This is a genomic window from Rhizobium ecuadorense (assembly GCF_001187535.1).
GTDB classification, from domain to species: Bacteria; Pseudomonadota; Alphaproteobacteria; order Rhizobiales; family Rhizobiaceae; genus Rhizobium; species Rhizobium ecuadorense.
The window spans coordinates 34,300-56,776 of the sequence record NZ_LFIO01001065.1 but is presented as its reverse complement, the minus strand read 5'-3'; the positions used below and the strand labels follow the sequence as shown (position 1 = coordinate 56,776).

General features: G+C 62.4%; 22 protein-coding genes. 16 read left to right on the top strand and 6 right to left on the bottom strand.

Annotation, left to right across the window (positions count from 1 at the left end; genetic code table 11):
• The first annotated feature begins 33 nt into the window (after positions 1 to 33).
• From rpmA to AF337_RS19135, 3 genes are all read left to right on the top strand, one after another.
• Positions 34 to 303, top strand: coding sequence for a 50S ribosomal protein L27 (gene rpmA / locus AF337_RS19145; protein ID WP_003567620.1), 270 nt, complete (start codon positions 34 to 36; stop codon positions 301 to 303).
• A gap of 125 nt (positions 304 to 428) precedes the next feature.
• Entirely contained in the window at positions 429 to 1,085 is a 657-nt protein-coding gene (locus AF337_RS19140; protein ID WP_012559345.1) for a GNAT family N-acetyltransferase, read from the top strand.
• Complete coding sequence (locus tag AF337_RS19135) at positions 1,082 to 1,669, top strand: GNAT family N-acetyltransferase (protein WP_049733289.1); 588 nt, start codon at positions 1,082 to 1,084, stop codon at positions 1,667 to 1,669. Before AF337_RS19140 ends, AF337_RS19135 begins: the two co-directional genes overlap by 4 nt.
• Before the next feature lie 41 nt (positions 1,670 to 1,710).
• Here the strand turns inward: AF337_RS19135 and AF337_RS19130 are convergent, their stop codons facing one another.
• Positions 1,711 to 2,577 (bottom strand): endonuclease/exonuclease/phosphatase family protein, encoded by an 867-nt coding sequence (locus AF337_RS19130; RefSeq protein ID WP_049733288.1) that lies wholly within the window; start codon positions 2,575 to 2,577, stop codon positions 1,711 to 1,713.
• Positions 2,578 to 2,661: 84 nt separating this feature from the next.
• Here AF337_RS19130 and obgE point away from each other — a divergent pair, with 84 nt between their 5' ends.
• The 7 genes from obgE (at position 2,662) to modC (ending at position 10,173) form a co-directional block, all read left to right on the top strand.
• Positions 2,662 to 3,756 (top strand): GTPase ObgE, encoded by a 1,095-nt coding sequence (obgE, locus tag AF337_RS19125; protein WP_049733287.1) that lies wholly within the window; start codon positions 2,662 to 2,664, stop codon positions 3,754 to 3,756.
• Complete coding sequence (proB, locus tag AF337_RS19120; protein ID WP_049733498.1) at positions 3,743 to 4,912, top strand: glutamate 5-kinase; 1,170 nt, start codon at positions 3,743 to 3,745, stop codon at positions 4,910 to 4,912. Before obgE ends, proB begins: the two co-directional genes overlap by 14 nt.
• Entirely contained in the window at positions 4,905 to 6,188 is a 1,284-nt protein-coding gene (locus AF337_RS19115) for a glutamate-5-semialdehyde dehydrogenase (protein ID WP_049733286.1), read from the top strand. Before proB ends, AF337_RS19115 begins: the two co-directional genes overlap by 8 nt.
• 37 nt (positions 6,189 to 6,225) lie before the next feature.
• Complete coding sequence (locus AF337_RS19110) at positions 6,226 to 6,825, top strand: nicotinate-nucleotide adenylyltransferase (protein WP_225880994.1); 600 nt, start codon at positions 6,226 to 6,228, stop codon at positions 6,823 to 6,825.
• Between the two features lie 484 nt (positions 6,826 to 7,309).
• Complete coding sequence (modA, locus tag AF337_RS19105; RefSeq protein ID WP_049733284.1) at positions 7,310 to 8,095, top strand: molybdate ABC transporter substrate-binding protein; 786 nt, start codon at positions 7,310 to 7,312, stop codon at positions 8,093 to 8,095.
• A 312-nt stretch (positions 8,096 to 8,407) separates the two neighbouring features.
• The gene (gene modB, locus AF337_RS19100; RefSeq protein WP_049733283.1) at positions 8,408 to 9,109 is read left to right on the top strand and encodes a molybdate ABC transporter permease subunit; all 702 of its coding nucleotides are present in this window, start codon (positions 8,408 to 8,410) and stop codon (positions 9,107 to 9,109) included.
• Positions 9,106 to 10,173 carry a molybdenum ABC transporter ATP-binding protein gene (gene modC / locus AF337_RS19095; RefSeq protein ID WP_049733282.1) on the top strand — a complete coding sequence of 356 codons (1,068 nt, stop codon included), beginning with the start codon at positions 9,106 to 9,108 and terminating at the stop codon, positions 10,171 to 10,173. The genes modB and modC overlap by 4 nt, the downstream gene beginning before the upstream one ends.
• A gap of 8 nt (positions 10,174 to 10,181) precedes the next feature.
• Here the strand turns inward: modC and AF337_RS19090 are convergent, their stop codons facing one another.
• Positions 10,182 to 10,541, bottom strand: coding sequence for a winged helix-turn-helix domain-containing protein (locus AF337_RS19090; protein ID WP_049733281.1), 360 nt, complete (start codon positions 10,539 to 10,541; stop codon positions 10,182 to 10,184).
• 209 nt (positions 10,542 to 10,750) lie between these two features.
• Between AF337_RS19090 and rsfS the strand changes: the two genes are divergently transcribed.
• The 6 genes from rsfS (at position 10,751) to AF337_RS19060 (ending at position 16,510) form a co-directional block, all read left to right on the top strand.
• Complete coding sequence (gene rsfS / locus AF337_RS19085) at positions 10,751 to 11,194, top strand: ribosome silencing factor (protein ID WP_049733280.1); 444 nt, start codon at positions 10,751 to 10,753, stop codon at positions 11,192 to 11,194.
• 116 nt (positions 11,195 to 11,310) lie between these two features.
• Positions 11,311 to 11,793, top strand: a complete 483-nt coding sequence (gene rlmH / locus AF337_RS19080) for a 23S rRNA (pseudouridine(1915)-N(3))-methyltransferase RlmH (protein WP_049733279.1) — start codon at positions 11,311 to 11,313, stop codon at positions 11,791 to 11,793.
• Between the two features lie 172 nt (positions 11,794 to 11,965).
• Positions 11,966 to 13,366, top strand: coding sequence for a murein hydrolase activator EnvC family protein (locus AF337_RS19075; protein ID WP_049733278.1), 1,401 nt, complete (start codon positions 11,966 to 11,968; stop codon positions 13,364 to 13,366).
• The gene (locus AF337_RS19070; RefSeq protein WP_003543943.1) at positions 13,356 to 14,678 is read left to right on the top strand and encodes a S41 family peptidase; all 1,323 of its coding nucleotides are present in this window, start codon (positions 13,356 to 13,358) and stop codon (positions 14,676 to 14,678) included. The genes AF337_RS19075 and AF337_RS19070 overlap by 11 nt, the downstream gene beginning before the upstream one ends.
• 77 nt (positions 14,679 to 14,755) lie before the next feature.
• Complete coding sequence (locus tag AF337_RS19065; protein WP_049733277.1) at positions 14,756 to 15,949, top strand: divergent polysaccharide deacetylase family protein; 1,194 nt, start codon at positions 14,756 to 14,758, stop codon at positions 15,947 to 15,949.
• A gap of 27 nt (positions 15,950 to 15,976) precedes the next feature.
• Positions 15,977 to 16,510, top strand: a complete 534-nt coding sequence (locus AF337_RS19060) for an RNA pyrophosphohydrolase (protein WP_049733276.1) — start codon at positions 15,977 to 15,979, stop codon at positions 16,508 to 16,510.
• An 88-nt stretch (positions 16,511 to 16,598) separates the two neighbouring features.
• Here the strand turns inward: AF337_RS19060 and bfr are convergent, their stop codons facing one another.
• The 4 genes from bfr to AF337_RS19045 form a co-directional block, all read right to left on the bottom strand.
• Entirely contained in the window at positions 16,599 to 17,084 is a 486-nt protein-coding gene (bfr, locus tag AF337_RS19055; protein WP_049733275.1) for a bacterioferritin, read from the bottom strand.
• Positions 17,050 to 17,481, bottom strand: a complete 432-nt coding sequence (locus AF337_RS45540) for a (2Fe-2S)-binding protein (RefSeq protein ID WP_082336836.1) — start codon at positions 17,479 to 17,481, stop codon at positions 17,050 to 17,052. Before AF337_RS45540 ends, bfr begins: the two co-directional genes overlap by 35 nt.
• 89 nt (positions 17,482 to 17,570) lie before the next feature.
• Positions 17,571 to 21,035: an error-prone DNA polymerase gene (locus AF337_RS19050; protein ID WP_049733274.1), complete on the bottom strand. Its 3,465-nt coding sequence runs from the start codon at positions 21,033 to 21,035 to the stop codon at positions 17,571 to 17,573.
• Positions 21,032 to 22,477 carry a Y-family DNA polymerase gene (locus tag AF337_RS19045; RefSeq protein WP_280138861.1) on the bottom strand — a complete coding sequence of 482 codons (1,446 nt, stop codon included), beginning with the start codon at positions 22,475 to 22,477 and terminating at the stop codon, positions 21,032 to 21,034. The genes AF337_RS19050 and AF337_RS19045 overlap by 4 nt, the downstream gene beginning before the upstream one ends.

Sequence of the window (22,477 nt, the reverse complement as noted above, 5' to 3'; positions counted from 1 at the left end):
GATCAACGGGACAAGGTTTGAAGGAGAACTCCAATGGCACACAAAAAAGCTGGCGGTTCCTCGCGCAACGGTCGCGATTCCGAATCCAAGCGCCTTGGCGTGAAGAAGTTCGGCGGCGAAGCCGTCATCGCAGGTAACATCCTCGTGCGTCAGCGCGGGACGCAGTGGCATCCGGGTTCCAACGTCGGCCTCGGCAAGGATCACACGATTTTTGCGCTTACCGCCGGCAATGTGAACTACCGAACGAAGGCCAACGGTCGCGTCTACGTGTCTGTCATGCCGAAAGCGGAAGCAGCGGAATAAGCCGGTAGCGCTCTAAAACAGCCGGCGTCTCATCGACCCGGCTGGCCGTACCAGGTTCAGTCCAGAAAACAGGGGAGATGGGGCGCCATCTCCCCTTTTTCTTTGTCCAAACAGGAGGACTGAACATGCAAGGCGAATTGTTAAGGGTAGACCAATCACGGTCGCCCCGGGAAGGCCAGGTGTCTTCCGAAGAACGGCTGAGGCCGGAGCGGTTAAGGACCGATTGCCCTGTCTTGTTATCGGAAAGGCTCGTCATGCGCGCGCCCCACGAAGAAGACATCGACGCCCTTGCCCATCTCGCCAATAACGCCAAAGTCGCCACCATGGTATCGCGTATGCCGCACCCTTATACCGCCGATGATGCTGCCGACTTCGTGCGTCGCACGAAAAAAGGCGAGATTGGCAAGTGCGTCTATGCAATCACCAAAGCCGAAAACGGCGCCTTTATCGGTTGCTGCGGTGTCGAGCCGCATGCCGACGGCAGGACTGTCGAGATCGGTTACTGGCTGGGCGAGCCCTATTGGAACAAGGGCTATACGACCGAGGCCTGCCATGCCCTGGTCGATATGGTGTTCAGAACCCGCCAGGACGTCGATCAGATCGACGCCCGCTGCCGGGTGATGAACGTCGCCTCGCGCCGCGTCATCCAGAAGTGCGGCTTCCAGTTCCAGGGATCGGGGCTTGCCGCCTCGCTGGCGCTCGGCAGCAACGTGCCGGTGGAATGGTACAGGCTCGACCGCAAGACCTGGATGTCGCTCAGAAGCTGGGGGAACATCGCATGAGCACGACCGCGCTGCAAAGGCCGGAGGTCAAGCCGATGATGCCGGGCCCCGCGCCTGTCATCTCGACCGCCCGGCTGACGCTCCGCCCCCACAGGCTGAGCGATGCGCCTGACATTGCGGAATCGCTTTCCGATTTCGCCGTCACGCGCATGCTGTCCCGCGTCGCCTCGCCGTTCGACCGGCAGGATGCGCTGGACTGGCTGGTCCCGGTCACCTCGGGCGCCCTGCCGGACTGGCCGTTGGCGATCACCGGCAAGGACGATGTCCATATCGGCAACGTCTCGATCGAACTGCGTCACGGCCGCTGGCACCTCGGCTATTGGCTGAACCGCTACTACTGGCGGCGCGGCTATATGAGCGAGGCGGTGGCTGGAATTGTCGAGCGCTTTTCGCGCCGCATGCCGGAAACGCCGATCCATTCCGGCGTCTTCGCCGACAACCCGGCTTCGCTGCGATTGCAGGAGAAGCTCGGTTTCCGCATGACGGGCTGCGGCGAAATCTATTGTTTCGCCCGCAACACCATGGTGTCGCACATCGAGACCGTGCTGCAGCCGGGCATGCTGCAGCCACGCAAGGTGGCGTAAACAAAAAGGAGATGCCGCCGCCGCCCGTGGCGGCGTCTCCGTCAATTCCCGATCTCGACCCATAGCGGGAAATGATCGGAGCCGACGGATTGCGTATCGATCCGGGCGGATTGCAACCGGCCCTTGAGGCCGCAACTGACGAAGCAATAATCGAGATGCATGCGTTCGCCGTGATCTTCGGGATTCATCCAGCTGTAGCTCTCCGGGCGGTAAGCTTCGAGCGCCGCAAAGGCGTCGACCGGCGTGCCGATCCGGGCGATGCGGCCGTAATATCCGCCGCCGGCACCGGCAAGCGCGCAATATTCCGGCGATTCCGGCTCCATGTTGAAATCGCCCATGATGACGTAATCCTCCGGCAGCGGCGGCTCCGGCAGATCGAATTCACCACCCCCCGTCAGCGACCCGCCTTCGTGGACGAAAGCGTTGATATGCGCGTTCAAACATTGCAGCTGGCGGATGCGCTCGTCCGGAGAGACGTGGTCGAGATGGACGGAATAGACGCGGATCGCGCCTCCGGGCGTCGCGATCACCGCCTCGGTGGCACCGCGCTGAAGATTGATCTTGCCGATCGTGCGGCTGCGCGGCAGAAGCAGCGTCCGGGTCGAAAGGATCGGCCAGCGCGACAGCACCATATTGCCGAACTGGAAACGCATGCCCCGCACCGGCTGACGCTCGCTTCCGGCAGCCTCGACATGCAGGTCGCAGGCCGGCCCATACACCCAGAAATGGTCGGGAAAGAAGGCGGCAAGGTCGGCCGCCATGTCGGCAAAACCGTTGCGCGCGAAGCCCCGGGTCACCTCCTGCAGCGCGATGATATCGGCGCCCTCAAGGCTCCGGGCAATGCGCGCGAGATCGTATCTGCCGTCGAGACCGAAGCCGTACTGTATGTTATAGCTCGCAAAATTCACGATAATCTTTGACCTCCGTCGGAACCGCCTATATCGAATGGGCCAAGACGGGCCGTCCAACTGCCACCGGATACTGGAAGTAAAATGAAATTTCTCGACGAAGCAAAGGTCTATATCCGATCCGGAGACGGCGGCGGGGGCAGCGTTTCCTTCCGGCGTGAGAAATTCATCGAGTTCGGCGGGCCCGACGGCGGTGATGGCGGACGCGGCGGCGATGTCTGGGTCGAGACCGTCAACGGCCTCAACACGCTGATCGATTTCCGTTTTCAGCAGCATTTCAAGGCGACGATCGGCACCCACGGCATGGGCAGAAACCGCACCGGCGCCAACGGCAGCGACGTGACGCTGAAGGTTCCCGTCGGAACCCAGATCTTCGAGGAAGACCGGGAAACGCTGATCTGCGATCTCACCGTCGAAGGCCAACGTTATTGCCTCGCCCATGGCGGCAATGGCGGCTTCGGCAACGCTCATTTCAAGACCTCGACCAACCAGGCGCCGGATTGGGCCAATCCCGGCCTGCCCGGCGAGGAAAAGACCCTCTGGCTGCGGCTGAAGCTGATTGCCGATGCCGGCCTCGTCGGCATGCCCAATGCCGGCAAGTCGACCTTCCTCGCATCTGTCACCCGTGCCCGGCCGAAGATCGCCAATTATCCCTTCACCACGCTGCACCCCAATCTCGGCGTCGCCACCATCGACGAGCGGGAATTCATCCTGGCCGACATTCCGGGCCTGATCGAAGGCGCCCACGAGGGTGTCGGCATCGGCGACCGGTTCCTCGGCCATGTCGAGCGCACCCGCGTGCTGCTCCACCTCGTCTCCGCCCAGGAGGAAAAGGTCGGCAAAGCCTATAAGACGGTGAAACACGAGCTCGAAGCCTATGGCAACGAGCTGACTGATAAGCCGGAAATCGTGGCGCTGTCGCAGATCGACGTGCTCGACGAGGCCGAACTGAAGAAGAAGACGAAGGAATTGGCCAAGGCCTGCGGCAAAACGCCGTTCCAAATTTCGGCCGTCACCGGCAAGGGCATGACCGAGGTGCTGCGCGCGCTGCGCGACATCATCGTCGAGGAAAATGCCGAGGAAAAGCCGGCCAAGGTGCCGAAGCAACGCCATCGCGACATTGTTGTCGCCGATGAGGCTGAGGACATTGGCGAGGATGGGGCCGATGACCAGCCGTAAGCCGCTCGGCCGCTACCGCCGCATCGTCATCAAGATCGGCTCGGCCCTGCTGGTCGACCGCAAGGCCGGGCTGAAGAAGGCCTGGCTCGACGCCATGTGCACTGACATTTCCAGCTTGAAGGCCAAGGGCATCGACGTGCTCGTCGTATCCTCCGGCGCCATCGCGCTCGGCCGCTCGGTACTCGACCTGCCGTCGGGCGCGCTGAAACTGGAGGAAAGCCAGGCAGCGGCCGCCGTCGGCCAGATCGCGCTGGCCCGCGCCTGGTCGGAAAGCCTGTCGCACGGCGACATTGTCGCCGGCCAGATCCTGCTGACGCTCGGCGACACCGAGGAGCGCCGCCGTTATCTCAATGCGCGCGCCACCATCAATCAGCTTTTGAAGATCGGCGCCGTGCCGATCATCAACGAGAACGACACGGTCGCCACCAGCGAAATCCGCTATGGCGACAACGACCGCCTGGCCGCCCGCGTCGCGACGATGACCGGCGCCGACCTGCTCGTCCTTCTCTCCGATATCGACGGCCTCTACACCGCACCGCCGCATCTCGACCCGAAGGCGACCTTCCTGGAGACGATTTCCGAAATCACCCCCGAGATCGAGGCGATGGCCGGCGGCGCCGCTTCCGAGCTCTCACGCGGCGGCATGCGCACCAAGATCGATGCCGGCAAGATCGCCACGACATCGGGCTGCGCCATGATCATCGCCTCGGGCAAGACCGACAGCCCGCTGTCGGCAATCGAAAACGGCGCGCGTTCCTCCTGGTTCGCGCCGTCGGGCACACCGGTCACGGCCCGCAAGACCTGGATCGCCGGGCAGTTGCAGCCAGCCGGCGAACTGCGTGTCGATGACGGCGCCGTCACCGCCCTCGGGGCCGGCAAGAGCCTGCTTCCCGCCGGCGTGCGCGGCGTTTCCGGCCTGTTCAGCCGCGGCGATACGGTGGCGATCGTCGGCCCTGAGGGTCGCGAGATCGCCCGCGGACTTGTGAGCTACGATGCCGAGGACGCCCGCCGGATTGCCGGCCGCAAGTCGGCCGAGATCGAGGCCATTCTCGGTTATCCCGGCCGCGCCGCCATGGTCCATCGCGACGATATGGTGATGACCGCGCAGATCAGACAGAAATCGGAAAGGCAGAAGAAGGACGCGGCCCATGCTTGAGACCGTTGCGGCAAGCCCCGACATTGACGCGCTGATGAATGACATCGGCCGCAAGGCAAAGGCTGCCGCGCGACCGCTGAGCTTTGCATCCACCGAGGTCAAGAACAGGGCGCTGAACGCTATGGCCGATGCGCTCCTGGCCAACAAGGCCGAGATCCTTGCCGAGAATGCCAAGGACCTGAAAGACACCGAAGGCAGCGACATGCTCGCCTCCTTCGTCGACCGGCTGACGCTGAACGACAAGCGCGTCGCCGAAATGGCCGAGGGAATCCACGCCATTGCCGCCCTTGCCGATCCCGTCGGCGAAGTCATCGCCGCCTGGGACCGGCCGAACGGGTTGAAGATCGAGCGCGTCCGCACGCCGCTCGGCGTCATCGGCGTCATTTTCGAAAGCCGGCCGAACGTCACCGCCGATGCCGGCGCCCTCTGCCTCAAGGCGGGCAATGCCGTCATCCTGCGCTGCGGTTCGGATTCGCGCCGTTCATCGCAGGCGATCCATGCCTGCCTCGTCGAGGGCCTGAAGGCGGCCGGCCTTCCAGAGCATGCTATCCAACTCGTTCCCGTCACCGACCGGGCCGCCGTCGGCGCCATGCTGCGCGGCTTGGACGGGACGATCGACGTCATCGTGCCGCGCGGCGGCAAGAGCCTGGTCGCCCGCGTGCAGAGCGAGGCCCGCGTGCCGGTCTTTGCCCATCTCGAAGGCCTCTGCCATATCTATGTCGATGGCTCGGCCGATATCGAGATGGCCAAGCAGATCGTCGTCAATGCCAAAATGCGCCGCACCGGCATCTGCGGCGCCGCCGAAACCCTGCTTGTCGATGGCGCTGCAATCGGCACGCATCTGACGCCGCTGCTCGAGGTTCTCACGAATGCCGGCTGCGAGGTCCGCGCTTCGCCGACAGTGCTGAAGGTCGCCCCCGGCCTGAAGCCCGCGACCGAGGAGGACTGGTCGACCGAATATCTCGACGCGATCATTTCGGTCGCCGTCGTCGACGGCATATCCGGCGCGATCGCCCATATTCAGAAATATTCCTCGAACCACACCGAGGCCGTGATCGCCGAGGACCCCGATGTCGTCGCGCGTTTCTTCACCGAAGTCGATTCGGCGATCCTGCTGCACAATGCCTCGACGCAGTTTGCCGATGGCGGCGAGTTCGGCATGGGCGCGGAAATCGGCATCGCCACCGGCAAGATGCATGCCCGCGGCCCGGTCGGCGTCGAGCAGCTGACCTCGTTCAAATATCGGGTGCACGGCACCGGACAGACGCGGCCCTGACGTGACGGCGGAGAGTTTGGACCGGCATTATCTCCGCATGCCGCACAGCGAGCGCGGCATGGTCGTCGGTCTGTTCGGCGGTTCGTTCAATCCGCCGCACCAGGGCCACGCGCTGGTCGCCGAGATCGCCATCAAGCGGCTAGGCCTCGACCAGCTCTGGTGGATGGTCACCCCCGGCAATCCGCTGAAGAGCCGCAACCAGCTGGCGCCACTTGCCGAGCGCATTGCCGAAAGCGAGCGTGTCGCCGCCGATCCGCGCGTCAAGGTCACCGCTTTCGAACAGTCGCTTGGCGTCAGCTACACCGCCAATACGCTCGCCCGCGTCAAGGCCCGCAATCCGCATGTGCATTTCATCTGGATCATGGGCGCCGACGGGCTGCAGACCTTCCACAAATGGCAGAAATGGCAGGAAATCGTCCGCACCTTCCCGATCGCCGTGATCGACCGGCCGGGTGCCACGCTCTCCTACCTCTCCTCGAAGATGACCAGGACCTTCGATTTCGCCCGTGTCGACGAGGACGACGCGCGCATTCTCTGGAAGAAACCCGCGCCGGCCTGGACCTTCATCCACGGGCCGCGCTCCGGCCTGAGCTCGACGGCAATCCGCAACGGCGCGCTGCCGGGCAGTGCCGAATAGGCTGATTTTCAAGGAAATCCCGGAAACGAGAAAGCCCGACGGGGGAGGATCCGTCGGGCTTATAAACTCGATCGACAACTGGGAGGAGGAGTGTTGTCGACCCTATCGAACGGCTATGGGAGGAGGAGAAGCCGTTTCGATGAGTCTGTTCTACCATATTCCGCGGGAAGGTGAATATCAATTTGTGCAATGCAGCAATGCGAGTGCTGCAATCCTTCCGAGGACGGCCCGCGAAATACTGCCGTTTTTAGGTGCAACCCAGCGAGGTAGCCGCAAAGGCAGGCCCTGTCGGTTTGCGGATTGGCGCTCATTGGGAAGGCTGCGCGTCCGCCGATTTCCGTTTCTCACAAAGCCATGCGCTTCCCGAATAGGTGAATGCCCGAACGGTCAACCAATGCCGTTATATTTTCCTGAATACATCCACTAGCCAAAGCGGGAGCACCGTTATATTCGTCGAAATATTTCGAACTCTTGGGAGTAAATTATGCAGAACCGCCGCCAATGGATGGCAACCGCCGCAATCACGGCCCTGTGGCTTGGCGCAGCAGCGCTGCCGACGCCTGCCACCGCAGCCGAAAAGCTCACGGTCTTTGCCGCGGCAAGCCTCAAGGAGGCGCTCGATGCCGCCAATGCCGCCTGGGCCAAGGAAAGCGGCAGGCAAGCCGTCGCCTCCTATGCGGCAAGCGGGGCGCTCGCCAAGCAGATCGAGAACGCAGCACCCGCCGATATCTTCATCTCGGCCGACCTTGCCTGGATGGATTACCTCGCCGGGAAGAGCCTCATCAAGGCCGACAGCCGTTCTAACCTGCTCGGCAACCGGATCGTGCTCGTTGCTGAAAAGGCCAAGGCAAAGCCGGTCGAGATCAAGCCGGGCTTCGATCTCGCAGCGCTTTTGGGTGACGGCAAGCTGGCCATGGGTGAGCCGAAATCGGTTCCGGCCGGCAAATACGCCATGGCCGCGCTGGAAAAGCTCGGCGTCTGGAAATTCGTGGAAAGCAAGGTCGCCGGCGCCGAAAGCGTCCGCGCCGCCCTTGCCCTCGTCTCCCGCGGCGAGGCGCCCTATGGCATCGTCTACCAGACGGATGCCGCCGCCGATCAGGGTGTCGCCATCGTCGGCACCTTCCCGGCCGATTCGCATCCACCGATCATCTATCCGGCCGCCATTCTTGCCGAGAGCAAGAACCCGGACGCCGCAGCCTATCTCGACTTCCTGAAATCCGATAAGGCAGCCGCCTTTTTCACGGCGCAGGGTTTTACTGTCCTGAAATGATGGGTTGAATTGATTGCGGAATCGATGGTGACGGCTTAGCGTGAAGCGGCCCCTCACCCTAACCCTCTCCCCGTAAACGGGGCGAGGGGACGTGCCCTGCGAAAGGTTGGTGGGGACGGAGAGGGCGCGGCATATCCCCTTCGCCCCGTTTTACGGGGGTCCGAAGGACGGGTCGAGACGCGTGGCTCGACCCCGGTCGGTGCCGGCAGGCGGATGAGGGGCCGGCATCGGGTGACGCCGGTAAAGAACGAGGTTTGTCATCAAACAGGCAATCGCCTCGGCAGCCTTCAAATTTCATGGAGACAATTTCGTTTGGATATGTTCGGCCTGAGCAATGAGGAATGGACGGCGATCCTGCTCAGCCTGCGCGTCTCTTTTGTCGCCATGCTGGCGAGCCTGCCTTTCGGCATCCTCGTCGCCCTGCTGCTTGCCCGCGGCCGCTTCTGGGGCAAGTCGGTGCTGAACGGCATCGTGCACCTGCCGCTGATCCTGCCCCCAGTCGTCACCGGTTTCCTTCTCCTGATCCTGTTCGGCCGCCGCGGTCCGGTTGGCAGCCTGCTCGACCAGTATTTCGGCATCGTCTTTTCCTTCCGCTGGACGGGCGCAGCACTCGCCTGCGCCGTCATGGCCTTTCCGCTGATGGTACGCAGCATCCGCCTGTCGATCGAGGCGGTCGACCGCAAGCTGGAGGAGGCGGCCGGAACGCTCGGCGCCGGTCCCGCCTGGGTCTTTTTGACGATCACCCTGCCGCTGACCCTGCCCGGCATCATCACCGGCATGATCCTGTCCTTCGCCAAGGCCATGGGCGAATTCGGCGCGACGATCACCTTCGTCTCCAACATTCCCGGCGAAACCCAGACGCTGTCATCAGCGATCTACACCTTCACCCAGGTGCCGGGGGGCGATGCCGGCGCGCTGCGCCTGACGCTCGTCGCCATCGTCATTTCCATGGCCGCGCTGCTCGCCTCCGAATTCCTCGCCCGCCTCGCCGGCCAAAGGATCGATCCGGAATGACGCTGATCGTCGCGGCAAAACAGAAGCTCGGCGGCTTTTCGCTCGACGCCGCCTTCACCTCCGAGCGTGGCGTCACTGCGCTGTTCGGCCGCTCCGGCTCCGGCAAGACCTCGCTGATCCGCATCATCGCCGGCCTCGCCCGCCCGGACGAAGGCCGCGTCGTCCTCGACGGCGAGGCCCTGACCGAAACCGCAACCGGCCTATTCGTCCCGAAACACCGCCGCCGCTTCGGCTATGTCTTCCAGGAGGCGCGGCTCTTCCCGCATCTCAGCGTCCGCGCCAATCTCTCCTACGGCCGCTGGTTTGCGGCGAAAACCGCAGGCGGCGAGAGCTTCGATCGCATCGTCGACCTGCTCGGCATCGAGCCGCTGCTGGAACGCAGCCCCGCAAAACTTTCCGGCGGCGAGAAGCAGCGTGTCGCCATCGGTCGCGCCCTTCTCTCCGCGCCCCGCCTGCTTCTCATGGACGAGCCGCTCGCCGCCCTCGACGAGGCGCGCAAGGCCGAGATCCTGCCTTATCTGGAGCGGCTGCGCGACGAGACGATAATCCCGATCGTCTATGTAAGCCATTCGATCGCCGAGGTGGCGCGGCTGGCGAATCAGGTCGTCGTCCTCAGCGACGGCAAGGTCGAAGCGACCGGCCCGGCCGTCGACATATTGAGCCGTCCCTCTGCGGCGGCCGATCGGAAAGAGGCAGGCGCGCTGCTCGAAGGCACCGTCGAAAGCTTCGATCCGCGTCACCGCCTGTCAACCGTCGCCCTGAAATCCTCTCGACTGCATATTCCGAGTGCAGCGCTTGCTTCAGGCAGACCGGTGCGCATCCGCATCCCGTCCCGCGACGTCATGCTGGCGACCGCCAGGCCCGAGGGCCTCAGCGCGCTGAACATTCTCGAAGGCAGGATCGCGGCGATCTCGTCGGACGAGGACGGAACGGTGGAAATCCGGATCGATTGCGGCGGCGACGTCATTCTCGCGCGCATCACGACGCTCTCCTGCGAGCGCCTCGATCTTCAGCCCGGCAAAACAGTCTTTGCCGTCATCAAGACGGTGGCTCTGGAGGCCTGATCCGTTTCCTATAGACTGCGTTTGCCTTCGAGCCAGGCGAGATCCTCGGCGAGGCTTTCGCGCATCGTCTTTTCCATCCGCCGGAAACGCTCGAGCAATTCCTCGCCGAACGGCGTCAGCGCCGCGCCGCCGCCCTTCTGGCCGCCGCGCTGCGGCTCCACCACCTGTTCGCGGAACATCCGGTTCATCTCGCTGACCAGCAGCCATGCGCGGCGATAGGACATGTCCATCGCCCGTCCCGCTGCCGAGATCGATCCGGTGGCGCGGATATGTTCCAAGAGCTCCATCTTGCCGTGACCGAGACGATCCTCGTCCGGGAAGCTGATTCGCAGGACGGGCACGAGTGTTTTTGCGGCTGGATCGGTCATCGAATCGTGAAATCGTGGAATTTGCCGCACTTTACGCGGCGGTACGGAAACTGTACACCGCCCGCACCAGCAGCCCGCGCGGCAATATTCTTCAATTCGGACGCCAGATCGGATTTTCGACCGTTCTGTATCTTAGCACGTCTTGAAACATTAATGGTTTGATGCCTATCTTAACCATGATCCGGTCTCGATCGGATCTCGTGTTGTGCATGGTTTGTCATTCCAGGAAAGGGAAAGCACTGACAACAGTACACGCCAAGGGAAGAACGCTCGCCGTTATCCCGAAGAGTGCGGAACGTGGCGCCGATGCCGCCGCCCGCGCCCTAGAAACCGTCCTCGCCAGCCTCGAGGACTCCAAAGCTGAAGATATCGTCACCATCGACATTGCCGGAAAATCGGCGCTGGGAGACTACATGATCGTCGTCTCCGGCCGCTCGAACAGGCATGTCATGGCGATCTCCGATCACCTGCTCACCGACCTGAAGGACGACGGCCTCGGCACGGCCCGCGTCGAAGGTCAGGAAGGCGGCGATTGGGTGCTGATCGACACGGGTGACATTATCGTGCATGTGTTCCGTCCCGAAATCCGCGAGTTCTACAACATCGAAAAGATGTGGGCGGCTCCGGATATGGATGAAGAAACACGGCACTGACAGGCAGGCCGGCATTCTGTCCGGCGCCTGAATGTGGCATTGGCTGGCCGGACAATATGAAAACCGGCCGGTGGCGCCTTATGCGCCCGATGTGCCGCATCAGCGGGAGCGGATGAATGCGAATTGGTCTTTTTGCGGTGGGACGGCTGAAATCCGGCCCCGAAAAGGATCTTGCGGCCCGTTATTTCGACCGTTTCGCCAAGGCCGGCCCTGCCGTCGGCCTGGAACTTACCCGTGTAGCCGAAGTGGCCGAAAGCCGCGCCTCCAACGCGGAAACCCGCAAGCGCGAGGAAGCGGCGCAGCTCGTGAAATCGCTTGCCGACGGCAGCGTCCTCATTCTTCTCGACGAACGCGGCAAAGCGCTCGACAGCGAAGCCTTCGCAGGCCTGCTCGGCTCCTATCGCGACCAGGGCAAACGCGAGCTGTTGATCGCCATCGGCGGCGCCGACGGCCTCGATCCTTCCCTCTACGACCGTGCCGACGCCACGCTTTGCTTGGGCAAGATGACCTGGCCGCATCAGCTCGTGCGCACGCTGATTGCCGAACAGCTCTATCGCGCCGTCACCATCCTCTCCGGCCACCCCTATCACCGCGTCTGATGCCTCACCGGCCTCATGCCTCGGCAATTCGCATGGTCACGCAGCCGTGTTTGCTTGGTCACCCGTTGGGCTTCAAACTTTCTGGCAAAGCACGCCAAATCAGCTTAGTCTCCGCGCGATTTGAGAAAGTGCCCCAACACGCATGACGAGAGCATCCACCAGGCGACACCGCATGATCCTGCCGGCTATCGCTGCCGGTATCGGTGTGGCGGCGATTGCCGTGTCGGCAGATCCCTTCATCGTCCGGGCGCAGGATGCCCCATCTGAAGCGGCACCATCTGGCCAGCAGCCGGCAGCCGAGCCGCCGCCGCCCGATCCGGCCGCCGAACTGGCCGTCAAACGGGATAAGACCCGCGCCGAACTCGAAACCCTGTCGAAAACCATCAGTCTTTCCAGCGACAAGGTGAGTGCGCTTCAACAGAGCATCGCCGATCTGGAAAAGAGCACGCAAAGCATCCGCCAGGCGTTGATCGAGTCTGCCGCCCGCCGCAAGGGGCTCGACAAGCAGATCCTCGAAAGCGAGAAGAAGCTTGCCGATCTCGGCGTCAAGGAGGATGACATCCGCCGTTCCCTGCACGAGCGCCGCGGCCTTCTGGCCGAGGTGCTGGCAGCGCTCCAGCGCATGGGCCGCAACCCGCCGCCCGCTTTGCTCGTCACCCCTGATGACGCACTCGCCTCGGTGCGCAGCGCCATCCTGCTCGGCGCCGTTGTTCCAGGCATCCGCAAGGAGACCGACAAACTGGCCGGAGACCTTGCAAGCCTCGCCGCCTTGCAGGCCGCAAGCGCCGCCGAGAAGGCCGGCCTGACTGCGACGATGACCAACGGCATCGAGGAAGAGCGGCGCATGGACCTGCTGCTTGCCGAAAACGACAAGCTCAGCCGCAGCAACGCCGCCGAACTCCAGGCCGAGAGAAAACGCTCCGAGGAACTGGCGGGCAAGGCGACCAGCCTGGAAGGCCTCGTTGCCTCGATGGAATCCGAGATCGCTTCGGTGCGCGACGCGGCCGCCGCCGCCCGCCAGGCGGAGGAGAACCGCAGGCTGATGACCGACGAGCAGCGCGCCCAGGCCAAGGCCCTGGCCGACAGCGGTGTGCCCGATAAAAACCGCATTGCGCCCGCATATCCCTTCGGAGAATTGAAGGCGAAATTGGAGGTGCCCGTTGCGGGCGATATCCTGCGCCAGTTCGGCGATGCCGACGGCACCGGGCACGAGGCGATGGGAATGACGGTCGCCACCAATCCGGAGACTGTGGTGACCGCGCCTGCCGATGGCCTGGTGGTTTTCGCCGGCGCTTTCCGCAGTTACGGCCAGATGATCATCCTCGACACCGGCGATGGCTACCACTTGGTTCTCTCGGGAATGGATACGATCAATACCCGTCAGGGAAAATTCGTTTTCTCCGGCGAGCCGCTCGCCGTGATGGGGGCGAAAAGAGTGGCAAGCGCAACTGCATTGGCGCTGGAAACGGACCGGCCAACGCTTTACATTGAATTTCGAAAGGACGGTAAACCGGTCGATTCCCGACCGTGGTGGACCGCCAAAGACACTGGAAAGGCACGCAATGATTCGTAGGGCTTCTCTTGTTCTGGTCGGCGCATTGATGGGTGCGACTGCCATGAGCGTCATTTACTCGGCGGGTGTGCCGGCAGAAGCGGCCGGATCATCCACCTACAAGGAACTCTCGGTGTTCGGTGACGTCTTCGAGCGTGTGCGCGCCCAATACGTGACGCCGCCGGCCGAAGACAAGCTGATCGAAAACGCCATCAACGGCATGCTCTCCTCGCTGGATCCGCATTCGAGCTACATGAATGCGAAGGACGCCGAGGACATGCGCACCCAGACCAAGGGTGAGTTCGGCGGCCTCGGCATCGAAGTCACCATGGAAGACGAGCTCGTCAAGGTCATCACCCCGATCGACGATACGCCCGCCGCCAAGGCCGGTGTTCTCGCCGGCGATTATATCTCCGAGATCGACGGCCAGTCCGTGCGTGGCCTGAAGCTTGAGGACGCCGTGGAGAAGATGCGTGGCGCCGTCAACACGCCGATCAAGCTGACGCTGATCCGCAAGGGCGCCGACAAGCCGATCGAGCTGACGATCGTCCGTGACGTCGTCGCCGTCCAGGCCGTCAAATCGCGTGTCGAGGACGATGTCGGTTATCTCCGCATCATCTCCTTCACCGAGAAGACCTATCCCGACATGGAAAAGGCGATCAAGAAGATCAAGGACACCGTTCCGGCCGACAAGCTGAAGGGTTATGTCCTCGACCTGCGCCTCAATCCGGGCGGTCTGCTCGACCAGGCGATCAACGTCTCCGATGCGCTACTGCAGCGCGGCGAGGTCGTGTCGACCCGCGGCCGCAATCCCGATGAAACCCGCCGCTTCAATGCAGGCCCGGGCGACCTGACGGATGGCAAGCCGGTGATCGTGCTGATCAATGGCGGTTCGGCTTCCGCATCGGAAATCGTCGCCGGCGCGCTTCAGGATCTGCGCCGCGCCACCGTTCTCGGCACGCGCTCCTTCGGCAAGGGCTCCGTCCAGACGATCATCCCGCTCGGCGAAAACGGCGCGCTGCGCCTGACCACGGCGCTCTACTACACGCCGTCGGGCCGCTCGATCCAGGGCACCGGCATCACCCCCGACATTAAGGTCGAGGAGCCGCTGCCGGAGGAACTGCAGGGCAAGATGGTGACCGAAGGCGAATCCAGCCTGCGCGGCCATATCAAGGGCCAGAGCGAGACCGACGAAGGTTCGGGCTCCGTTGCCTATGTGCCCCCGGATCCGAAGGATGACGTTCAGTTGAACTACGCGCTCGATCTGCTGCGCGGCAAGAAGACCGATCCGGCCTTCCCGCCGAACCCTGACAAGGCCGTCGTCGCCAAGTAATGATCAGTTCAAGGCCGGGCAGCTCGCCCGGCCTTGAGCCTTTCTGCTGTTTCCCGGTTTTGGAGCGGGTAAAAAAATTGGGAACGGACCTGCATGCGCCTTTAGGCCGCAACCGCAAAACCGGCAGCCGGCGCCCGGGTGTTCTGCGCCTCGGCCGTATCGCCGCCAGTCTTTGCCTTTTCGCGATAGGCGGCTTTTCCCTCTATACGGCGTTTCGTGGCGATGGTCTCGAACGCGCCAAGCCCCCAGCGGCCGAACAGGCCGCAGCGCCCGCCAATAGCCCCCAGCCACCGGCGACAACCGCCAACCAGACGGCGGACGGCATGCCGCGCGCCGAACCGCGCTCGGGCGCCAATGTCGAACAGATGGTCACCGGCGATGGCTCCGTGGTCACCAAATATAGCCCCCGCCCGCGCGACGGCAGCGGGCCGGTGCTGGTCGATGCCATGCAGATCGGCCAGGATCCGCGCATGGCGGCCCAGCCGAATGAGGCGCTGCTCGAAGACACCCCGTTCGGCAGGCTTCCGATCGTCGGCCCTGATGGCCGGCGCCCGATGGATCAGTATGCCCGCCCTTCATCCGGTGCGCGCGGCGTCCGCATCGCCATCGTCGTCAGCGGCCTCGGACTCAGCCAGACTGGGACGCAGCGCGCCATCGCCGAATTGCCTGAAGAAATCACCTTCGCCTTTGCCGCAAGTGGCAACAGCCTGCAGCGCTGGATGCAGGAAGCCCGCCGCGGCGGCCATGAGATCCTCCTGCAAGTGCCGCTCGAGCCATTTGATTATCCGGCGAACGATCCGGGTCCCGAGACGCTGCTGACGTCGAAGCCTGTCGCCCGCAACATCGAAAACCTGCACAAGGCGATGGGCGAGATCACCAATTATACCGGCGTCATGAATTATCTCGGCGGCCGTTTCCTCTCCGATTCCACCGCCATGGAGCCTGTCATGCGCGATATCGGCAAACGCGGCCTGCTGTTCCTCGACGACGGCACCTCGGCGCAGTCGAAGACGGCTGATGTCGCCAAGGGAACCGAACTGCCCTATGCCTTCGCCGACCTGCAGCTCGACGGCCAGCTCGATATCAACGCCGTCCTGAAGAAGCTCGACGAGCTCGAGCGCATCGCTCGCAAGAACGGTCAGGCGATCGGCGTCGCCTCGGCTTTCGACGAAAGTGTCGACGCCATCGCCAAATGGAGCGAGGAGGCTGCGATGCGCGGCATCGAGATCGTCGGCGTCGCCGCCCTTTCCAACGACCCCAAAAATCCCTGACACAAGTTTCCCTGAATGGAGAAGAAGATGAGCCAGGCGACCGTGAAAGCCGAGGATCTGCCCTACCGCCCCTGCGTCGGCGTGATGATCCTGAACCGCGATGGCCTCGTCTGGGCCGGGCGGCGCATTCCCGACGGCAATTCGGAATATGACGGCTCGCCGCAGCTCTGGCAGATGCCGCAGGGCGGCATCGACAAGGGCGAGGATCCGTTGGACGCCGCCTATCGCGAGCTCTACGAGGAGACCGGCATCAAGACGGTGACCCTGCTTGCCGAAGCGGCAGACTGGATCAACTATGATCTGCCGCCGGCACTGATCGGCATCGGATTGAAGGGAAAATTCCGCGGCCAGACGCAGCGCTGGTTCGCTTTCCGTTTCGATGGCGACGACAGCGAGATCGCCATCAACCCGCCGCCCGGCGGCCACGAGCCGGAATTCGATTCCTGGGAATGGAAGCCGATGCAGGAACTGCCGGGGCTGATCGTTTCCTTCAAGCGCAGCGTCTACGACCGGGTGGTGGCCGAATTCCAGCATCTGGCAGGACTGCAATCGGAAGACTGAGCGATACGGGATAATCGGACTGGTTTGCAGCTGCGATAAGGCAGGTGCGGAAGACCGGCCACCCAAGCGGCCGATCTTCGTTTGAATCCTATTCGGCTTCGTCGGCGGAGTCGGCGTTGAGCTGGCCGTATTTGCTTTCGCCGATTTTCCCGAGCAGCTCGAGCTGCGTTTCGAGGAAGTCGATATGGCCCTCCTCATCCATCAGCAGCTCTTCGAAGAGCTTCATGGAAACGTAATCACCGGCCTCATAACAGATATCGCGCGATTTCTTGTAGGCCGCGCGGGCGTCGTATTCGCCGGCAAGATCGGCCTCCAGCACTTCCTTGACGTTCTGGCCGATGCGCAGAGGCGCAAGGACCTGCAGATTGGGATGGCCTTCGAGGAAAATGATGCGTGCAACAAGCCGGTCGGCATGGTGCATCTCTTCGATAGATTCGGCGCGTTCCTTCTTGGCGAGCTTGGTGTAGCCCCAGTCCTCAAGAAGACGATAATGAACCCAATATTGATTGACCGCCCCGAGCTCGAGGAACAACGCCTCGTTAAGCCGCTCGATGACCTTTTTGTCGCCTTTCAATGTCCGCTCTCCTGTTTTCCTCATGGAATTGTTTCAAGCGGGACATGAAATCAAATATTTCGGTCTCCGTCGAGTGGCGACGGGCGTGATATTCCTCGGTCGTCTGGATAATGATATCGACGACATTGGGGAAACAGCCGCAGCAACGGCCACGTTTTTCCATGGCGTGATAGACCTTCGCCGGCACGATAAGCTGCCAACAATCTTCATCGAGAAGGTTGGTGATAACCTCCCGGATTTCCTTGTCGGTTATATAATTGCAGCTGCAGACAAGCACGTCTTCATTCCAAACATGACACTGACTATCGTGTTTTCTGCTAAAGAAGATGGTGGCTGTCAAGAAAAAATTCGAGCCCCGCTTCACCGGACGCGGCGTCGAAATGAGAAGCCGATGCATTTCGTCCGGGATTATCCAGTGCTTCCAGGATGATGACGCCATAAGGCAACTGAAGGCGGGCAGCGAGATCCCGATCGGTGTGGCGCATTTTAATGGAAGTTGCGTCCGCGCGGCATCACCTCGGCAGTTTCCGCTATGCCGGAATTGCGGCCTGTGGCCACCATCCGTTTTTCCAGATCCGCTCTCTCCTGTGCATGCGCACGCTTTTTCTGCCGCTGATCGACACCTGGACTCAGCACTTCGTCTGCCCGCTCGCAGACGCCGAAACGCCGGGCCTCGCGCTGTAGGATGCCGAGCGCCGGTGTCATGTCCTCGATATGCTCGACGACGGTATGGATCACGCCGCTCTGGCTTTGCAGCCTGCCGCGGATTTTCACCAGCCGGGCGCCCATCACAACCGAGCGGTATGTGTCGAAGATCTTCGGCCAGACGATCGCATTGGCGACGCCGGTCTCATCCTCGAGCGTCATGAAGATCACGCCTTTGGCCGATCCCGGCCGTTGGCGCACCAGCACCAGGCCCGCGATCGTCACCCTTCTGCCGTTGGGAACCGTCAACAGATCGACATTGCGCGTCACATCGGCATGCCGCAATTCCTCGCGCAGGAAGGAGACCGGATGCGCCTTCAGCGACAGCGAGAGATAACGATAGTCCTCGATGACCTGTTCTCCGGGCAGCATGTCCGGCAGCTTCGTTGCCGGCTCAGCCTGGAGATCGACATGACGGACCGGCTCGAAAAGCGGCAGCTCCTCGGCCGCGCTCTTCACATCCAACGCCCGCACCGCCCAGAGCGCGTCGCGTCGCGATAGTTTGAGGGATTGGAAGGCATCGGCATCCGCCAGCCGCTCGATGACGGATTTCTGCAGGCCGGACCGCAGCCAGAGATCCCGAACGGAACCGTAGCCTCTACCTCGATGTTTGACGAGCAGCTCCATCTCCTTATCCGAGACGCCCTTGATCTGCCGAAAGCCGAGCCGTACCGCATGCCGCGCCTTGATGATCCCGCGCATCTCACGGTGACGGAAATCGACGGCATTCGGATCGAAACCGGCCGCCTCCAGACCGCAATCCCAGTCGGATTCGTTGATGTCGACCGGCAGGATCTTGACCCCGTGTTCGCGTGCATCCCGGACCAACTGCGCCGGCGCATAAAACCCCATCGGCTGGGAATTCAGCATCGCCGCGCAGAAGACGTCGGGATAATAGGCCTTGAGCCATGAGGAGGCATAGACAAGCAGCGCAAAGGAGGCGGCATGGCTTTCAGGGAAGCCATATTCACCGAAGCCTTTAATCTGGTTGAAACACTGCTGCGCGAATTCCCGGGTATAACCCTTCGAGGTCATTCCCTCGATAAACCGCGTCGCGAAATTGCCGATCGTGCCGGTTCGCTTGAATGTCGCCATCGCTCTGCGAAGCTTGTCGGCTTCCGCAGGCGCAAAGCCTGCGGCGGTGATGGCGATCTGCATCGCCTGTTCCTGAAACAGCGGCACGCCGAGGGTTCTTTCCAGAACCGTTTTCAGCTCCTCGCTCGGATATTCGATCGGGATATTCCTGGTCCGCTGCTCCCGGCGCTTCAGATAGGGATGCACCATATCGCCCTGGATCGGTCCCGGCCGGACGATCGCCACCTCGATGACGAGGTCGTAGAATAGCTTCGGTTTAAGACGCGGCAGCATGCTCATCTGCGCCCGGCTCTCGATCTGGAAAACGCCAAGCGTATCGGCCCGGCCCATCATCTCGTAAACGGGTCTGCCTTCGTCCCCATGTTCCCTGTTGCCGAGATCGGCGAGCGTCTTCTTCACGCCGTAATGCAGTTCAAGCAGCGAAAAACCCTTCCGCAGGCAGGTCAGCATGCCGAGCGCTAGCACATCCACCTTGAGGATCTTGACGTTGTCGAGATCGTCCTTGTCCCATTCGATCATGTAGCGATCCGGCATCGCCGTCTTCATGATCGGCACCACCTCGTCGAGCCGGTCCCGTGTGATGACGAAGCCGCCGACATGCTGGGTGAGGTGGCGCGGGAAGCCGAGAAGCTCGGAGGCATATTTCAGCACGTTCCTGGTGACCGGATCCTTGATGTCGAGGCCGGCCGCCTTGGCATCCCGCTCGGAGAGATTGTCCTCCGACCAGCCCCAGACGAGGCTGCTGATCGCCGACTGGACATCCTCCGACAGTCCGAAGGCCTTGGCGACCTCGCGGCCGGCCGAACGGGTCCGGTAGGTGGTCACCCCTGCCGTCAGCCCGGCATGTTCTCTTTTGTAGGTTCTGTAGATGAACTGAATGACCTCTTCGCGCCGATCATGTTCGAAATCGACATCGATATCCGGCGGTTCGTCGCGGTCCATCGAAATGAAACGGTCGAACAGCAGCGTGCTTTTTTGAGGATCGACTTCCGTAATTTCGAGGCAATAGCAGATGACCGAATTTGCCGCCGAGCCGCGCCCCTGGCACAAGACCTTGAGGTCATAACGGGCGTGCTGGATGATCCTGTAAACCGTCAGGAAGTAGGAGGCGTAGTTCTTGTCGCCGATGAGTTTCAGTTCATAATCGATCTGCTGCGCCACCTTGAGCGGCACACCCGCGGGATAGCGCCTTGCCGCTCCCGCCCTCGTCAGCCTCTCGAGCGTCTGCTGCGGCGTTTCGCCGGGATCGTTTTCAGGCGGATAATTATGCTCCAATTCCTTCAGCGAAAAGGTCAGCTTATCGAAGAAGGCCTGGCTATTTTCGATCGCGCCGGGATAGTCCCGGAAGATCCGGACCATTTCACGTGAATCCTTAAGGTAGCGCTCGGCATTCGGCGCCAGCAGGAATCCGGCCTGCGCTATCTCGACATGCTCCCGGATCGCGATCACCACATCCGAAAGCGGCCGTCGTTCGGGATGATGATAAAGCGGCTGGTTGGTCGCAATCAGCGGCACGCGGTTTCGCGCCGCAAGCATGGCAAGCACCGCAAAGACCTGCCGGTCGCGACCGTCATAGGCTGGCGCCAGCGCCATAAAAAAACCCTTGCGAAACCGTCTGCGAAACCGTTCCAGATAATCTTCCAGCACCGACTGGCCCCCCTGACGATCGACAAGGGTGCGATCGGGAACGAGCGCGAGCATCATCTCGTCTCCCCATTCCATCAGCTCCGCTTCCGTCAGGAGGCAGCTTCCCTTGACCGCTTCTTCCTTCAGATTGCCGGCGCTGAGAAGGCGGCAGAGATTTGCCCAGCCCCGTCGATTGCGGGGGTAGGCGAGGATATCCGGCGTGTCATCTGAAAAGACCAGACGGGCGCCCGGCTGAATCCGGATGGGATCGAAAATCCTTTCCTTTTTCCCTTCTTTCTCCGCCTGGGCGATGATCGCATCTCTGTTCCTGTATCTCTCCTCGAGCTGCAACGCCTGCGCATGCGCCCTGACCACGCCGGCAACCGAATTCCGGTCCGCAATGCCGAGACCGCCGAGCCGGAGATGAGCGGCCTGCACGACCATTTCCTCAGGACTGGAGGCGCCTTCGAGAAACGAAAAATTCGTCCTCGCGCCGATCTCGAAAAATGCGGACCCGCTCGTCATGCAAACACACCGTGCATGAACCAGCGAGGATCGAGTTCCCTTCCATAAAAACCGCGACGATAGATCCAGAAGCGATGTCCGGTCTCGTCCTCGATGCGGAAATAGTCGCGCGCCTCGGCGTCATCCCCGTCGATCCACCACTCCATGGCGATCCGTTCCGGTCCTTCGCTTCTTGCCACCTGATGCTGCATGCGCCGCCAGCGGAAAATCTGCGGCGGACCATCGGGCACTTCGGCGAGCATGATCTCGACCGGCTCCGGCGTGGCGAAGAGCCGTAACGGGCGCTCTTGGCGGAAAGGGAGCTGAATGTCCTGCGCCGTCTTCCGCCGGGGAAGACCATCCATCACAGGAACACTGATGACGGCGCGTTCCGGCACATGGCTCTCGCGGAGCTGGAAGCTGTGCAGGCAATCCGCACCCAGCCGGGCCGAGACCCGGTCGACGAAGGCCGAAAGCGATATCTCGCCCTGACGGTCGCCCTCGAAATCAGCCTGTGCCTCATTGAAGGGATCATGCCGCAACACATTCAACCGCAGGATTTCAAAACCATAGCCGGCATCGAGATCGTCATAGACTGCCTGCAATCGCTCGGAAAAAAGCCCGGCAATGAATTTCGGTTCGCGAAGCGGCTGCGAAGCGCCGACGGAGATACGAAAGACCCTACCGTCGACGCGGAACAGCACCAGTTCGAACACCCGTCCGCCGATCCCCCGCGTCTCCAGCGACGGCTGCAGCGACACGGCGACCTGCCGGGTGACGGCAAGGATCTGTTCTTCCGTCCCGATCGGCTCGATCAGGCGGCTTTCGGCCGAGAGACTGGCGACCGGACGCCGCGGCGAGACCGGCTCCTCCTCACGTCCCAGCGCCTGGTCGAGACGCAGGAGCAGTCCCGGGCCGAACCGGCGGGTCAGCGGCGCGCGCGGTGCATCGATGACGTCGCCGACATATTTCAGACCGAGCTTCTTCAACGCATCGACGGTTTGTCCTTCCAGCCGTAAGGCTGCCACCGGCAAGGACATCAGCACATGCTCCGTCTCCTCGTCCTCGATCACCCCGCCTTGCCCGAAGCGCGACGCGGCCCAGGAAAGGCCCGGTGAGGATGAGATCGCCCCGCGCGCATCGATCCCCATATGAAAAAGCCGCGACAGCACATCCTTGAGAAGCGCCTTTTCCCCACCGAACAGATGGGCGCAGCCGCTGATGTCGAGAAACAGCCCGTCCTTGCCGTCGAACGCCACCAAAGGCGTATAACGGTCGCACCAGTCGGCAATGGCCTCCAGCAACCGGCGGTCGGCCGCCGGATCCTCTTCCGCGACTTCGAGCGTTGGGTACATGGCACGCGCTTCGGCAACGCCCTGCTCCTTTTTCAGCCCCAGCCTCTCGGCCAATTCGTCCAGCGCCGTCAGCCGCATGGCATTGTTGAGTTTGCCGGAACAGACGAT